Genomic DNA, 16,398 nt, shown 5'->3' with positions numbered 1-16,398 from the left:
AATTAATTAAAGTATTCAAAATAATACGAATTGATGAATGGTCTAAATCCTATGGAACGCATATACATTTGAGCATGTAACAAATAGGGATGAATACCAATGTTAAAAGCGCCACTCCTATTTAAAGCTCGGGAAACCTTAGAAACACAACTATTAAAAAACAAATTATATCTCCCTCCTTTATTCAAATGCTCTGAAATCTTAGTCAGCCTACCTATATTTACATTTTTAACACTTAACGGTTTCCATTTCATTTTTTCTGTGGAAATAGGGATTCCGCCCTCATAAAAATTTGTAGCTTTTACCCATTTGAACTTCGTAGTTTCTACAGGCCCCCAATCTATTAAAATTTTATTATCATTATCAGATAATTGAGTATGTCCAATTAAATCCATTTTCAGTTCTGGATCATTTTCTGTCCTAAGAACAGCGCTTCCAGGTTTCATTCCTGCCAAAATATCTTGCAAATTTCCTAATCCTCCTAATCCATACATCCAATTATCTATTTTTTTATTTCCTTTTTTTCCAAGATAGCCAAATATATTATTAGTCATATCATAAGATACTCCTCCTAAATTTAAAGAAACAGGAACTTTACCTCCTGTCATCATATGCATTCCAATAGAATTAACATATGAACCGGTTAACATGGATGCAGTATTAGCCATAGGCATTCCCGAAGCAGCTACATAAGAGCCCAAAACTCCAGATGCCGCACCAATAATGGCACCACCAACCATATACCCCCATGTCCTACCAGAACTATAATCCCATTTACCTGGATTATAACTATGATTTGCAATACTTCCTCCAATATAAGTGCCGATAATAGCACCTGCTATTAACTCTAAAAGGAGTTCCCCACTCGGATCCGTATACAGCAACGGATTTCCATAGCAATACCCATACCGATTGTAATTCAACCAATTACCCGGTGCCTGCACATAAGGATCAGGACTTAAAAACATACCCAGCAAAGGATCGTATACACGACCATTCATGTTTATCAGCCCAAAACCATCCAAATGTTCATGCAGGGTATACCCTCTATCAACAATAAACTTAGTACGCACGTCCGGGTCTTTCCATAAAACGGGGTTACGACGATTCCCCCACGGGTCATAGGCGTACCTCTCTTTTACTACGCCATTCATATCTGTTAAAGCCAACAGAGAACCTTGATAATCACAATAAGTAGAATAGAAACTATTATTGCCGTCATCGTTTATGTAAATTCCGGCCAAACCATCTCCACCACTAATATAATGAATCTTTTTAACTTTACCCGATGAATCGACCTCTTCTTCATAATTACCGGAATAATAACGGGTGAAAGTGGCACTACCATCTTTAAAAACACCCTTGCGCCGCTGCTCATCTACCCCGTAATCCAAAGCCAAAGATTTACTTCCCAAACTGATATTCTTTACTTTCTTGAAATCAGTATAGGTGACAGTCTGAGCTGAATTAGGTATTTTATCGGGCTTACCACTTAATGAGGTCAAGGCATGAGGCTTACCATTTTCCTCTCCATAGCCGAAAGTAAAACCGACATCACTTTTAGTAGTGATTGTTCCGGTGGTAGGATTATAATCTATACTGTTACTCGCTTGTGAAACATTATCTTTACTTATATTCCAGGCTGTCAGACGGTTCATGCCATCATACGTAAAGTCTTCCTTGTGACCGGTGAGTAAATCGCTTCGGGAGATTAGATTGCCCTTATTATTAAAAGTATAAGCCATATTCATTATGGCGGCGGCCGAAATGGATGAGGGCAGTCCACGACTGTCATAAAACTGAGTTTTCTCTACATTTCCCTGCTTAGTCTTAGTAAGCTGTCCACGGGCATTAGCCGACAAGCCTTGCCAGATCCTATTGTCATAAGAATCGGTTACGGATATCAGATTGCCATAAGAATCATACGAATTGTTGATGACATATCCGTCCGGATAAGTCTCCTTCTTTATTCTGCCAAAGACATCGTAAGAAGTTTCAGCAGTATATGACTTTTCATTTTTTATGTTTTCGACGGTCTTCACAATCCTATCCAGATGATCATAGGTAAACTGCTGGGTATGCTTACCGTCAATACGGATTTCGCTTAGCCTGTTATTACTGTCATAATCATAGTTCGTAACCTCACCCTGACAATTCACTTTCGATAATAAACCTTTTGAATAAGGCTCAAACTCTACTATCTTCTTGTGGCTCATAATTGTTCGTTTCAAAAGGATTGTAATTATTAAATTTCTGCAAACCTAAAACAGGGAGACACCTCTTCGTATCTTTTGGCAAAAGGAAAGCAGTCATGTTCATTTCATATGATAGATTATTCCACCTTTCTAAAAGTTACATTCTTATAAATCCCAAGTAAACATATACTTTTCAATGAATTACCATCCAACCAGACCGAAAAAGTCGAACTTAACGACATATCAACTAATATAATTTCATTTATCCCTCCTTTCGCCAACTTACCTTTAGATAAAAGTAACCCTTTATAAAATAACACATAATTATTTTCTTTTATATACATCGAGTAGTCGTCATCTGTCATTTTATAATATCCATCAAGAAACAACTTATCCAATGGATAAGAAAAGTTTATCCGTCTTCCTTCTGCCGAAGATAAGTTCCACGTCGTTTCAATATGATAATCAAAATCGTCTTCAAAATATACAGACATAAAAAACTTATTTTTCAAAAAAGGGAAACAATGTATAAAAGACAGCCCCTTCTTTTCTAATCGAGCACTCATCTGTATATCGTGAACATGATCATACATTGTTAATATACTGTCTTTTATAGAACATTTACCATATGATATCAATTTAATAAAGTGCGAATCTGAATCGGGATACAATCCTATGGAAAGGAGATACCTCTGTTTTTTCAAATCAACATCAATACCATAATAAAAAATCTCATCAACATTAAAAGTTGTTTCTTTATCCACATCTTTATCTGAAGGAATGTAACAGTACGACTCTTGTTTCTGCGAATGGATAGATACAGCCCATATAATAAAACTAAAAAAGATTATCTTCTTATTTACTTCTAATTTCATAATGTCTAACATTAAGCATTAATACAGTATTTACATAATAACGTTTTATTCAAATTTAATACAATACAGATTTCATAAATGGAGGTAACTGATACCGTAAAGGGGCTACTCCCCAATAACCGGACGCTAAACCTTCTCCTACACTACATAAAAACGCGCAAGACTTAAATATCCGCCTGTACAAAAAACATATAATATAAAACTTTTCCATTCCAACTATCAATTAAAATATCACTCAAACCAACTTTTTTTGTTCTCTTTCAAAGATTCCTTTTGAACACCTTCAAAAAGTATTTTCTTCTTTCCCTTTTCCCATGAATAGAGACTAACAAATATAGAATCAGTATCTATATTCAATCGACTTTTCTTAATCCTTATAAGGAACTCTGGATTTGTAGTTATTAAATCAGAAAAATGAATCTTCTTCTCATTATTCGGACATCTATAACTATCAGCCTTATAATCATTCCAGTATATCGCTTTAATAATATCATTATGCAATTTTCTAATAAAAATGATTTTTTTGTCTGTTTTCGAATCCAAACAAATAATTGTATCGTTTTTATATGCCACACTTCCTTCAGCCCAACAGATCGTTTGACTATCATAATCTACCGGATAATCAAAATACATCTTAAGGTCAAATTCGTTGTCAGAGTTGAGTGTCAAACACAGTTGACTATTCGTGAACATATCTGAATAGAACATTATTTGGGCATAACCAGACAATGGGAATAGTAAATAAAATACAAAAATAAATTGTTTCATAATCGTTTAGTAGTGGTGAATTATCAACTCCTATTTTATACAACTCCGTTTTCTTTTCCAAATTATACTTTATAAATAATTAAAGCATTTAAAAAGCATTCCCAAAGTAGCAGCATAAGAATCTTATATTTTTATTGCACACATTTCATCTAATAAATTTATCTTTTTATCGTTAGTCATATCCAAAAAATCATCCGCAAAATATTTATAGTATTTCTCTCTCCAACTTTTTTTCTGCTTTTTATTAAATTCATCAGCTGTTTTAAATCGAAAACTATTCAAATACTTTTTCCGTTCTGAACTACTGTACACTTTTTCTCCTAATCTTGAACAAGTAACTTTTCTATTCAAAGTATCTATCGAATAGCTATATGTTATTTCTTTTGTTTCATTACCAATAGGTATCAAGAAAATAATATATCCATTCTCGATTTCTTTATAGACAGACGCTATTAAAACCCCATTATCTGATATTCTAAGAACTGACATCACAGTATTATTCATGATAATAACGTGAAATAAAAAGAATAATAAAAATCTCATACTATTTGATAAATTCAATATTCATAATTATGCATCATTAATCTCACCATTATATTATAAAGATCTGTATCAGTATGGTAGCTACATACTTGCATGTAGCAAAAAAGATGAATACCAATATTAAAAATTGCAGACATATTAAGAGCCATTGATGTACGAGTAACACAACTACTTAACTATGAATATTCTATAACCAAATCTATATTATCTTTACTTATATTCCGAGCTGTCAGACGGTTCATAGTACCATACATAAAGTCCTCCTTGTACCTCGTAAGCAAGTCACTTCGGGAAATCAAGTTGGCCTTATATTAAAAGTATAAGCCATATTTAGACAACACTCGCCGTAATGAATAAAAGCAATCTACAGCTATTATAAAACTGAGTTTTCTCTACACGACTTCTCATACTAATAAGATAATCCACTTTCTAAACGATTCCGGACACTAACAATTTCAAATCTAAAAAATCTCACAGCATATTTATACTTAGCAACTCAACGGCAATCGAATGCAATTTATCACATCGCTAATTATTCCGAAATTAAGGAATAGTATGTTTATATATTCTGGCACTTTCCTTATTTTCATTGACTACAAACTCAACTGCTGCCTGCCCCAGAATAGAGGGAACCGAAATAAGATAAATGGGTGATGGAATGTCAAGCGATTGAAATTCTTTCCAACTTTCATCTGCAAAATCCCAGTACGAAAGATCATCAAGCAACATATCGTCAAAATGAGCGAGAACCGGACAATCGTTCTCTTTCACTCTGAGAAGGATATAAGCATCGCAAAGCTCTTCGCCGACATCTGTTGAGTTCGTGATTGGCGCTATCCAAGACTCATCCTGACCTTCTTCATAATCTTCTTCATGGTCTATCGCAAATACCCATATTGGATATTTCTCTAAATCGGATAGGTAAACATCTTCAAAAGGTGCAGCCTTTCCTGTTATATACTCCACCTTTTCTTCATGTTGGAATAGTTTCGAAAAGAAATTACTTAAAAACATATTTTTTTTCTCCTATATTTCATAATTTGAGTAAATAGTATTTTACATCTGTTTATTTCGTTCTTTAAGATGCTATAAAAGGACTTTATTATAATATATCCCCTTTAAGCCATAGTCTCTCATTGCCACCGCTGTATCCAAACCGACGATTATAAGTGGGGATTTACACCCATATGATGCAAAATAATACTCCGAACGACATATAAAGTCATCTGAAGACATTAAAAAATCCATTTTTTTATAACTGGGTGATGCCCCAATAACTTCATCATAACAACCACAACAGTTTCGTTTATCAATAAATTGTACATTCCGACGAATATAATCTAACTTATAAATATCTTGTGGCATGAAAAAATAATATCCAATAGAATTTATTAATGTAACAAAAATCAAATTAGGATATCCTCTTTCATCACAAAATCTTTTAAAATTTTCAGAAACAATACAAAAGCCATCATAAGTATAAAACAAATCTCCTTTTTTTTTAGGAACTCGATACAAAGGATCAGGTACTTTCTCTATTGTATTGTGACAGATAGGGCATGTACCGGGTCTATTTTCGTTACTGTACATGTATGCAATATCATGTCCCATTACAATTCTTGCTACTATTTTCTCCATATTATCTATAATTTAATAAATTTATTGCTTACTTCTTATTACTAAGGTCTCCACTGCCTCATGATACGACTATTACGATAAAAGTCAAGCCTTGCATCCCAATATTTATGTGGATAACTATCATAAAATCCTTTTAGCGCATTAAACCTTTGTGAACTATTAAAATTTCGTCGAATATCATAACCCGAGTTATTCGATTGGGGTCGCATATGATTTCCATTTGCATCTGTATGTTGTCTCAAATAGTCATACATATCTTGATGTAAATCTTTATGACGGGATTTTGACATTGGGGTCAACCTTTGATTGGGATCTCCGCCCATAAACTTCGGATCGGAATGATGTCGTTGAATTGGTTCTCCAGTCCAAGGGCTTACACGTGCCTCTTTTGCCCTTTGCCAGCCCGAAAGGGAACCGGTAGCTCCTCCAACAGCAAAACCAACTTTTGCTGAATTCCAACCCGCTTGCATAGATTCCTCAAAACTTCCTCCATCAAGTGCTGCCCATCCGGCACCTACAGCAAATCCGGTAGCTCCGCTGACCACACTATTAGTAGCCATGTCTTGCAACATAGGACCATCGAACATATTAGAAATGTACTTACTCACATAAGGAGTTAACTTATCAGCCAGTTTCCCCCCGACATAGCCTGTAATGGCTCCTGAAGCTCCACTTATTCCTACTTGTCCCCAATTAATATTACTGCCATTCCAAGTATTTCCATTCCCACCTACAAAACCTTGTGAGATAAGACTATTTCCTGCTCCCGTAATTCCTCCTGTCAAAGTAGGTGCGACGGATGCCCCTACACCTGTTAGTGTCAGCAAAGTTGAAGCACCAGCCAAAGCACCTACAAAATACAATATTTATTATATGTGAGCTAATTGTGAATATCTACTTTAGATATCAATTACACCATATGGTAATAAATTTATATCTACATCTATTTCAAATTTTTCTTCATCATCAAATTCGTATCCTTTATTATAGAACATGAAATTATGATTATGCTCAAAAACGAATAATAATCCCCTTTTTATACCAAGTGAATCCACTAAATATTTTATGGAAACGATTTTATATTGAGATAGCCACTTAATATCCTGATGTATAATTTTATAAGTAAATTCACTAGAATTTATAGTCATCGGAGTTTCCTTTTGTTCTCTAATAGAAATATTTTCTTCACAACAGGTTATGCCAAAGTACAAATCTACTTTAATATACAATCTGATTATAGAGTATGGTTGATCATTAAAATAATACCATTCTAAAAACACTCTCTCAACACTTTTTCCAATACATTTTTTTAAATTTACATACATGACTATTTTCTTTTATAAGGATACAAACTTCTAAATTTACCATTGGGAGCAATACGCAATAAATTACCATTATTTTGATAATGTGTTTCTCCAGGATACATTGGAGCATTAGTAGGATATGTAGTCTTTGTTGATAGTGGGTTTGAATATATTTCTTTAGCCATATTCAAATAATCATCATGGCTCATATCAGGATAATCCTTCATGTGTTCTCCATATTTCCGTCCAAGCTGTTTAGTATCATATTGTAATTCTTGCCTTACATTGAATTTTCCAGTCCAAGGGCTTACACGTGCTTTGCCAACCCGAAAAGGAACCGATAGCTCCTCCAACAGCAAAACCAACTTTTGCTGAATTCCAACCCGCTTGCATGGATTCCTCAAAACTTCCTCCATTTAGCGCTGTCCATCCTGCACCAACAGTAAATCCGGTAACTCCGCTGACCACACTATTAGTAATCATGTCTTGCAACATAGGACCATGAACATATTAGAAATGTACTTACTCACATAAGGAGTAAACTTATCCGCTAATTTACCCCCAACATAGCCCGTAATGGCTCCTGAAACTCCACTTATTCCTACTTGTCCCCAATTAATATTACTACTATTCCAAGTATTTCCATTCCCACCTACAAAACCTTGTGAGATAAGATTATTTCCTGCTCCCGTAATTCCTCCTATTAAAGTAGGTGCGACGGATGCCCCTACACCTGTTAGTGTCAGCAAAGTTGAAGCACCAGCCAAAGCGCCAGTACCCAAATAACCAAGTCCCTCCCAAGTGAAGTCAGCTCCATTTGTTATTACTCTATTCGAAAATCTTTTGCTATAATTTTTATTTTCCCACCAGATGTTAAGTTAATAACATAAGCATTTAACTTTATATTATCTCTATAACCTTTCCATTTAGAATAAAAATCGACAAGGTCCTTATCGTTACTATCCAACATATCGACATTACATACATTATCTCCAAAATGGCCAAAATTAAGATATAGATTTGCCCAAAAAACACTTTCAAAAACAACCCGTTGAATTATTCCTTTTTCATTTTCGTTTTCTGCTGGGAATACGACATCAATCCATATTTCGTCTACTACTCCGGGATCGTTTCTGTCAATAATTACGCTCTTTATTACAGCGTCATGCCAATAAAAATCTCTACTAAAATTCATATGTTTTAATTTTAGAAACTATTTTAGTTTAATAAAGCGTTCATCAGTTGGTGTGTTTTCCTTTTTCCTATCTTTAAATACTATGACCAAATTACCCCAAAAGTCATAATATGCAATATATCACCAACCTAACTAATAAACAGTGGCAAGTTATAGAAAAAATATTAGACAACAAAAATTGTAAGCACAAATATTCTTTACGTTTTATTTTTAATGGGATTTTTTTATCTGGTAGAAACAGATTGTCAGTGCCATATATTACCTAAAATTTTACTCCTTAGAATACTGTTTACCATTATTATCGTAGATGGTGTAACAATGATTCAATAGAAAAAAATAATGAAATCGGACATAGTACATTCCGTTCTTAGTGAAGAAAAGACAAAATCTTAATAGATAGTCAAAGTATGAAATCCTCTTGTAGTGGAGGTGAATCTCGCGGCATTGACAGTGGAAAAACAAAAGGACAGAAACAACATATCATTACTGATACACTTAGACTAATTGCAGTAGTCCATACTGTCGACATTCATAGCTGCAAAGATACAATGGAGATAAGTAATCTTAATTTTGTAGGAATGTTATATGAGATAAAAAAAGAGTTTACCTCATGATAAAATATCCACAATTAATTTAACGTGAGTTCGATATAATTTTAGAATAATCTTAATTGCCCGTCATTGATAAAATAGAGCTCAATGGCGGGTTTCTTCTCAAAGAAACAATATGCTGCAATAGCAGACAATGCATTTGCAATAAAATTATTGAATGATCTATGCCTTGAATGTTCTATCTGCGCAATATTTTTGAGTTCATCATTTACGGTTTCAATTAATGCTCTTTTCCTTAATAGAATCTTATCTGCTATGCTCATTAGCATATTCTTCATATTGTTCTTTACCTTGGTAACTAGCTGTACCCCATTGACGAATAGGGCCTCAAAGAGTGTTTTCCCTATATACCTTATCCGCATATAGTTTTCCTTTGATATTCTTAAAGAAAGCCTCCTGCTTAAGTGGTTCCCTGTCATCTACTCCACCGGGAGTAAACACGAAGTTTAGTATTTCTCCCTTATCATTGATAATCAAGTGCAGCTTGAAACCGAAGAACCACCCCATTGAACATTTTCCACGTGCAGCCAGTCCTTCAAATGTTTTGTGGATATGGATACGTTGGTTGCGGCAAACCCGTAAGGGAGTGGAATCTGCAAAACTAATTCCTGTGCATTGTCCTAAGAGCACCTGTTTGATGAATATTGTCAATGGGAGAAGAATCTCTTTTTCTAATTCAACAAAACGGTTATAAGAGACGTGAACCGGGAACAAGTGGGATAAATGCTTGCATACATATTCCAGATAATAGTGTTTGAAGCAGCGGAAACCACCCGAATGAAAAAGAATCAGAATAACCATGAGCTCTGAATCGCTCATACGATTAGGCTTATTTCGGTGCTTATGACCTTCAACTTTGTCTTCCAACATATATTTCTCTTGTTGCTTGGTAAATTCTTTGCAGAAATCATCTGCCAAACAATAAATTTCTGTAATTTTGCTTTCGGTGAACATAGCGGTAAAAGTTTGGTAAATATTGTATTTGAACACTATGAATTTACTACTTTTATCGCTAATCACCAAATTAGCAATAAATTAAATATTGTCTTATATCGAAATCACGTTATTTACACAATCGAATGGATAGTCCCCGTTTCTTACTTTTTCCACCAAGGCCATCTTTTTGCATCAAAAATATGTTTGCCTCCATTCAAATGAAAATGGCTTTCATTTGGTCCTTTAAAGCCAGGAAGTGTTCCTTGATCAATTCTCACTCTTTCTTGAAAAATTCCATTTTGATTAAGTATTCCATATGAACCTTTTCCCGGAAAGTTTGGATTATCTATTAGATTATTTGGTATTTCTGCCCCTTTCGGTAAAACGACCCCACTAGGTGTAACAACATATGATGGTTCATTTGGTTTCCCTGTCCAAGGACTTACATCTTCTACTCTTGCCCTTTGCCATCCTGCAAAAGAGCCGGTAGCTCCTCCAACAGCAAAACCTACTTTAGCAGAATTCCAACCTCCTTGCATGGATTCTTCAAAACTGCCTCCATTTAGCGCTGTCCATCCCGCACCAACAGTAAATCCGGTAGCTCCACTAACAACACCATTAGTAACCATGTCTTGCAATACAGGACCATCGAACATATTAGAAATGTACTTACTCACATAAGGAGTTAACTTATCAGCCAGTTTCCCCCCGACATAGCCTGTAATGGCTCCTGAAGCTCCACTTATTCCTACTTGTCCCCAATTAATATTACTGCCATTCCAAGTATTTCCATTCCCACCTGCAAAACCTTGTGAGATAAGATTATTTCCTGCTCCTGTAATTCCTCCTGTTAAAGCAGGTACGACGGACGCCCCTACACCTGTTAGTGTCAGTAAAGTTGAAGCACCAGCCAAAGCGCCAGTACCAAAATAACCAAGTCCCTCCCAAGTGAAGTCAGCTCCATTTGTTATCCAGTTTATAATAGCACCGGCAGCAATAGGAATCAACCAGAACCATTCTCCATCGGGATCTGTATACAACAACGGGTTTCCATAGCAATACCCATACCGATTGTAATTCAACCAATTACCCGGTGCCTGCACATAAGGATCAGGACTTAAAAACATACCCAGCAAAGGATCGTATACACGACCATTCATGTTTATCAACCCAAAACCATCCAAATGTTCATGCAGGGTATACCCTCTATCAACAATAAACTTAGTGCGTGTTTCAGTATCTTTCCATAAAGCAGGGTTACGACGATTCCCCCACGGGTCATAGGCGTACCTCTCTTTTACTACGCCATTCATATCTGTTAAAGCCAACAGTGAACCTTGATAATCACAATAAGTAGAATAGAAACGATTATTGCCGTCATCGTTTATGTAAATTCCGGCCAAACCATCTCCACCACTAATATAATGAATCTTTTTAACTTTACCCGATGAATCGACCTCTTCTTCATAATTACCGGAATAATAACGGGTAAAAGTGGCACTACCATCTTTAAAGATACCTTTACGCCGCTGCTCATCTACCCCGTAATCCAAAACCAGAGATTTACTTCCCAAACTGATATTCTTTACTTTCTTGAAATCAGTATAGGTGACAGTCTGAGTCGAATTAGGTATTCTATCGGGCTTACCACTTAATGAAGTCAAGGCATGAGGCTTACCATTTTCTTCTCCATAGCCGAAAGTAAAACCGACATCACTTTTAGTAGTGATTGTTCCGGTGGTCGGGTTATAATCTATACTGTTACTCGCTTGTGAAATATTATCTTTACTTATATTCCAGGCTGTCAGACGGTTCATGCCATCATACGTAAAGTCTTCCTTGTGACCGGTGAGTAAATCGCTTCGGGAGATTAGATTGCCCTTATTATTAAAAGTATAAGCCATATTCATTATGGCGGCGGCCGAAATGGATGAGGGCAGTCCACGACTGTCATAAAACTGAGTTTTCTCTACATTTCCCTGCTTAGTCTTAGTAAGCTGTCCACGGGCATTAGCCGACAAGCCTTGCCAGATCCTATTGTCATAAGAATCGGTTACGGATATCAGATTGCCATAAGAATCATACGAATTGTTGATGACATATCCGTCCGGATAAGTCTCCTTCTTTATTCTGCCAAAGACATCGTAAGAAGTTTCAGCAGTATATGACTTTTCATTTTTTATGTTTTCGACGAGCTTCACAATCCTGTCCAGATGATCATAGGTAAACTGCTGGGTATGCTTACCGTCAATACGGATTTCGCTTAGCCTGTTATTACTGTCATAATCATAATTCGTAACCTCACCCTGACGATTCACTTTCGATAATAAACCTTTTGAATAAGTATAACTTGTGACCACAGGAGATTTTCCTATATGTATGCTTTGTGTCTCACTTTTCAGTTGTCCCCAAGCATCATAAACAGTCGTAATGACACCAGCATCCGGATCTGTCAGTTTTGTACGGTTTCCTACCAAGTCATATTCCATGCTAATAGGTGTCCCGCCTTCGGGAGTAGCAGTCTTCACTGCTCCCGAAGCATAATAAGAGTAAGAAACCGTTTTGCCATTAGTCGTTTGTGAAACGGTTTCACCCAAAGCATTCTTCACAGTGGTAGTAGTGGTGTTAGGCGAGGTCACTTGAGTAGTCAGTCCGCTATAGGAATAAGAAGTAGTGCCCAAAGGCGTAACAGAACTCTGCAAACGTCCATAGCTATCATAATAATTAGTGGAAGCCCAAGTGGCAGATTCTCCTGAAAAGTAAGGTTCGGAAATACGATACAACTGTCCTTTGGAGTTATATTCCTTACTTGAAATAATTTCCTTTCCGCCCAGGCCATAGTACTTCTGACCAAGTTCACGCTCCATATTATCATACCAGACGGTAACAGGAGACTGACCGGAAGTTTCTGTATATTCGTAAAATCTGCTTCCAGCCATACTACCGGTACTGGCCCATTTCAGGAGTTTTACGGATTCCACCTTATCCGGTGAAACTGTTTTAATCTGACGACCGAATCCATCATATTCATAAATTGTAGTACCCAGCCTGGATGTCTCGCTCAAAAGCAGACTCCGGCCTTCGTCATAGTTATAAGTGACGGTTTCATTCAACAGGTTATTCGTTTTCCTGGTAATGAAACGTCCGGTAGACGAATAAGCCAAAGAAGTAGAACGCGATTCATTACCGGCCTTGAGGGTTATTAATCCCGGATTCCCATATTTATCATAATTGCTATAAACTGTAGAGACAGCAAAAGAGGTATTCGGGTCCTCTGTTTTAGTCAGCAGATTACCTTTGCCATCATAAGTGTATTCTTGTGTACGAATATCATCGGGAACACCTGCCCTGGATTTTGTAGTTGTTATTTTTTCTATCTTATTGGCACACCAGGAACCTTTCTTTATATATTTTAATTCCTGAGTCTCAGTAAAGGAAGTGCCATATTTCGTTACAATACTTTGAGGATTATTACTGTCATCATAGCGACTATATTCTTTAGTCACAGTAACATTGCTCAAATAATCTTTCTGTGTTTGAGATTGAAGCTGAAGATGAAAAGCTTTCTGCTGTTTCACAAAACTGTACACATTCTTACTCTCACTAATGAGACTCCCAGTTGTAGTCTTCGTCAGTGTACTTTTAGGGTAAGTAACATAATACTCAGTATTCATATCATTCTCATTAACGGTTATCCGGCCATTAATATTGTCACGAATTTGTATATTCTTAAATCCAAAGAACCCTTTACCTTGCTTGTGAATCAACGGAGTACCGAAGGTATATTGCTGATTAAACAATTTTCCGGTGATCTGGCTGGCAACTTCAAACTCAGGAGGTAAAGATGTCAGGATATTGGCATCAACAGTAATATTTGTACCACCGTTAAAAGGACTTTTTACGCTCTTATAGTTGATAACATATTCATCCTCATAAGCGTTCTTTATTTTGAGTATCTTATTAAACTTTACTCCCCGGCAGAAGGTGTAATAATGAGGTTTTATCGTAGAATTTACAAGATAAGTATTTTCAACAAAAACATTTTTATTCAGTCCGGAATCAAACTTACCATAAACAGAAAAGTCAAAATCCTGTGAATTCTTATTGTTTAATCCCATAACATTAACAAATGTATTCCCGACATTCAATAATAACTTCATGCTGTAATCTTTTATCTGAGGAAAATACCCGCTATGATCATAATTAGGGTATTTTACTAATATATCCGTCTTCCCATCTTGATTTATATCCAACAACATTATTTTCACAGTATTATCCGCTGGAATTACTTTTTTATCTAAACCAGTATCGAATAATGATTTACCAGTTGAGTTCCAAATACTCCAATATCTATAGTCTGAACGTACATATTCCTGTCTTAATATATCAGTATTACCATCCCCATTAAAATCACCAATATGTATCTTATCTTTATGATGAAACTTATCCGTTGAATAGATATTAACAAAAGAATTAGACAATTTACTATATTCATAAAAATTGGTAGTATTGTCCGTCATACACATCAATTCCTGCTTCCCATTTCCATTTATATCGGTAAGATATATCCTTTTACAATAGCCTATATCAGAAGAAACGCCATCAACAGAAAATTTACATATATAATTATTACCCACTATCACCATAAATTGAGTACTACCGTCTCCCAAAAAGTCACCAGGAATAGCATACAACTCATCCTTTCTACCAAAATCATATTCAGACAACCTTATATTCACATCGCCACTGGAATAAGCACCAAATACACCATTCTGATATTTAAAGCAATATAAAGAATAATAAGGACTGGTAGCCGCTTCTCCTATATAAAGTTCATCTTTACCATCATTATCATTGTCAGCAAAAGCAAATGTGCGATGAGTATTCCAATCAAACTCATCAGCTTCCATTACATAATAAAACCAACCATTGCCACCGTTGCGATACATTACCCAAAGGTATTTCATATTACCGGCAGCATTTTTCATTTGGAATTTCACCACTGGGTCCGAAATTCCATCTCCATTAATATCTCCCCAAAATTTTATCGTAGATGAGATTTCATACCCTTCAGAATTCAACGCTTTAAGTCGGGGAGTTTGTTGGAGTGTCATCTCAGAGGAATATTCTTGACTATAACTATGGGCTCCCCATGTAAATTCTATCGGTAAAAATGATTCACCACTGGCATTTGTCTTTTTTATACTTACTAAATGATAAATATCTCTCTCTGGCTCATATTTCAAATCATACGTTTCAAGTGTTTGAGAATTGAGTCCTTTGACAACTATTTTTTTTAAACAATTACGGTTTCTTGTCTCCATTCCGTCAATGTACATAGGCCCCATATTAGCTATAACATCATATTCAAAGTAGATAGTTGCTACAATTTGTTTGCTGCCATTTTCTTCGTGTCCGTATATTATTGACGACAGACGGGTATCACTAAAGCTATAAGAGCCGGACAAAGAATTATTTGTAGCATAAACATATTCTACAAAATTGTGGTTCGGATCGGTTATTTTATGAAGAGCCCAACCCAAATTGTAAAATTCTGTATCCGGTAAATTCAATGAAGATGATTTAACAGGAAAATAAGAAGCTAAAGAAGATCGGTTTCCATATTCCAAAACATTTCCATCTTTCTGGAATATTTTGAAATATTTAGGTCCCCAGGCAGTGATATTGTAACCGACTATTTTATTAGATTCGTCATTCTCTGTCCGGTATTCAATCGTATCAGAAGAAGATACTAACGGACCATTTACAACCAGACGCTGTCCATCCAATGCCAAAGGCGAATATTTGTCCCAAATGATTCCACTCTTTTCATTATCATAATAATAATTCTTAGGAACACGGGAAATCATGGACAATCCACCTAAGTTCCATCCCCAACCCGCAATACCATTACCGGACTGACTATTATACACCAAAGATATGTTGGGCTGCACGCCATTAACTCCCGGAGGACAAGATATAGGAATTGTATATGCTGCATTCCCACTGGCACCGACATTTAATTCTCCTGGTATTTTCCCAACAACAGCTCCCTGGGTGGCATCTCCCACTATCGTTCCGTCGGGCCTGGCATAAGTATTGTCTGTTGAAGGGAATAAAAGGCAAGGATTTGTATAAGCATGAAAACTCTCTCCCTGAGCGGAGGTATAGGAAAAACCTGGTTTTAACAGTATATAATCACGAGCTACATAAGAATTATTACCCGATTGAGGCGTCTGAAGTTCCCAATTAGGCTGTGTATTTTGCGCCTTACTATTGGTGATAAAACATATCATTAAAATAAAAACAAAATATATCTTTTTCATAGTAGTA

The 16,398-nt window shown here is 35.8% G+C and carries 14 protein-coding genes and 1 pseudogene; all 15 read right to left on the bottom strand.

What is annotated here, in order from left to right; genetic code table 11:
• Nucleotides 1–2: 2 nt before the first annotated feature.
• The 15 genes and pseudogenes from VCM39_RS00880 to VCM39_RS00810 all read right to left on the bottom strand — a co-directional run bounded on the left by VCM39_RS00880 (nucleotide 3) and on the right by VCM39_RS00810 (nucleotide 16,391).
• Nucleotides 3–2,216: an RHS repeat-associated core domain-containing protein gene (locus VCM39_RS00880; protein WP_322932391.1), complete on the bottom strand. Its 2,214-nt coding sequence runs from the start codon at nucleotides 2,214–2,216 to the stop codon at nucleotides 3–5.
• Between the two features lie 116 nt (nucleotides 2,217–2,332).
• Complete coding sequence (locus tag VCM39_RS00875) at nucleotides 2,333–3,070, bottom strand: hypothetical protein (protein WP_322932390.1); 738 nt, start codon at nucleotides 3,068–3,070, stop codon at nucleotides 2,333–2,335.
• A 231-nt stretch (nucleotides 3,071–3,301) separates the two neighbouring features.
• Nucleotides 3,302–3,838, bottom strand: coding sequence for a hypothetical protein (locus VCM39_RS00870; protein ID WP_322932389.1), 537 nt, complete (start codon nucleotides 3,836–3,838; stop codon nucleotides 3,302–3,304).
• 123 nt (nucleotides 3,839–3,961) lie between these two features.
• Nucleotides 3,962–4,381: a hypothetical protein gene (locus VCM39_RS00865; protein WP_223381592.1), complete on the bottom strand. Its 420-nt coding sequence runs from the start codon at nucleotides 4,379–4,381 to the stop codon at nucleotides 3,962–3,964.
• Between the two features lie 543 nt (nucleotides 4,382–4,924).
• A complete protein-coding gene (locus VCM39_RS00860) occupies nucleotides 4,925–5,395 on the bottom strand; it encodes a hypothetical protein (RefSeq protein ID WP_322932388.1) in 471 nt (156 codons plus the stop codon).
• Nucleotides 5,396–5,467: 72 nt separating this feature from the next.
• On the bottom strand, nucleotides 5,468–6,019 hold the full coding sequence (locus tag VCM39_RS00855; protein WP_322932387.1) for a hypothetical protein: 552 nt from the start codon (nucleotides 6,017–6,019) through the stop codon (nucleotides 5,468–5,470).
• Nucleotides 6,020–6,060: 41 nt separating this feature from the next.
• A complete protein-coding gene (locus VCM39_RS00850) occupies nucleotides 6,061–6,882 on the bottom strand; it encodes a hypothetical protein (protein ID WP_322932386.1) in 822 nt (273 codons plus the stop codon).
• A gap of 36 nt (nucleotides 6,883–6,918) precedes the next feature.
• Nucleotides 6,919–7,344, bottom strand: a complete 426-nt coding sequence (locus tag VCM39_RS00845; RefSeq protein ID WP_322932385.1) for a hypothetical protein — start codon at nucleotides 7,342–7,344, stop codon at nucleotides 6,919–6,921.
• Nucleotides 7,345–7,346: 2 nt separating this feature from the next.
• Complete coding sequence (locus VCM39_RS00840) at nucleotides 7,347–7,550, bottom strand: hypothetical protein (RefSeq protein ID WP_322932384.1); 204 nt, start codon at nucleotides 7,548–7,550, stop codon at nucleotides 7,347–7,349.
• 34 nt (nucleotides 7,551–7,584) lie between these two features.
• Nucleotides 7,585–7,806: a hypothetical protein gene (locus tag VCM39_RS00835; protein ID WP_322932383.1), complete on the bottom strand. Its 222-nt coding sequence runs from the start codon at nucleotides 7,804–7,806 to the stop codon at nucleotides 7,585–7,587.
• On the bottom strand, nucleotides 7,803–8,105 hold the full coding sequence (locus tag VCM39_RS00830) for a hypothetical protein (RefSeq protein WP_322932382.1): 303 nt from the start codon (nucleotides 8,103–8,105) through the stop codon (nucleotides 7,803–7,805). The genes VCM39_RS00835 and VCM39_RS00830 overlap by 4 nt, the downstream gene beginning before the upstream one ends.
• Before the next feature lie 41 nt (nucleotides 8,106–8,146).
• On the bottom strand, nucleotides 8,147–8,518 hold the full coding sequence (locus VCM39_RS00825) for a hypothetical protein (protein ID WP_322932381.1): 372 nt from the start codon (nucleotides 8,516–8,518) through the stop codon (nucleotides 8,147–8,149).
• A 655-nt stretch (nucleotides 8,519–9,173) separates the two neighbouring features.
• Nucleotides 9,174–9,350 carry a transposase gene (locus tag VCM39_RS00820; RefSeq protein WP_322932473.1) on the bottom strand — a complete coding sequence of 59 codons (177 nt, stop codon included), beginning with the start codon at nucleotides 9,348–9,350 and terminating at the stop codon, nucleotides 9,174–9,176.
• A pseudogene (locus tag VCM39_RS00815) lies at nucleotides 9,348–9,930 on the bottom strand (IS982 family transposase); the annotation flags it as partial. The pseudogene VCM39_RS00815 and the gene VCM39_RS00820, both read right to left, overlap by 3 nt.
• 296 nt (nucleotides 9,931–10,226) lie before the next feature.
• The gene (locus VCM39_RS00810; RefSeq protein WP_322932380.1) at nucleotides 10,227–16,391 is read right to left on the bottom strand and encodes an RHS repeat-associated core domain-containing protein; all 6,165 of its coding nucleotides are present in this window, start codon (nucleotides 16,389–16,391) and stop codon (nucleotides 10,227–10,229) included.
• Nucleotides 16,392–16,398: the final 7 nt, after the last annotated feature.

The organism is Bacteroides mucinivorans (genome assembly GCF_034654355.2).
In the GTDB taxonomy this organism is placed as follows: domain Bacteria; phylum Bacteroidota; class Bacteroidia; order Bacteroidales; family Bacteroidaceae; genus Bacteroides; species Bacteroides nordii.
Note: the sequence above shows the minus strand (reverse complement) of the source record. Positions and strands in the feature narration are given on the sequence as shown.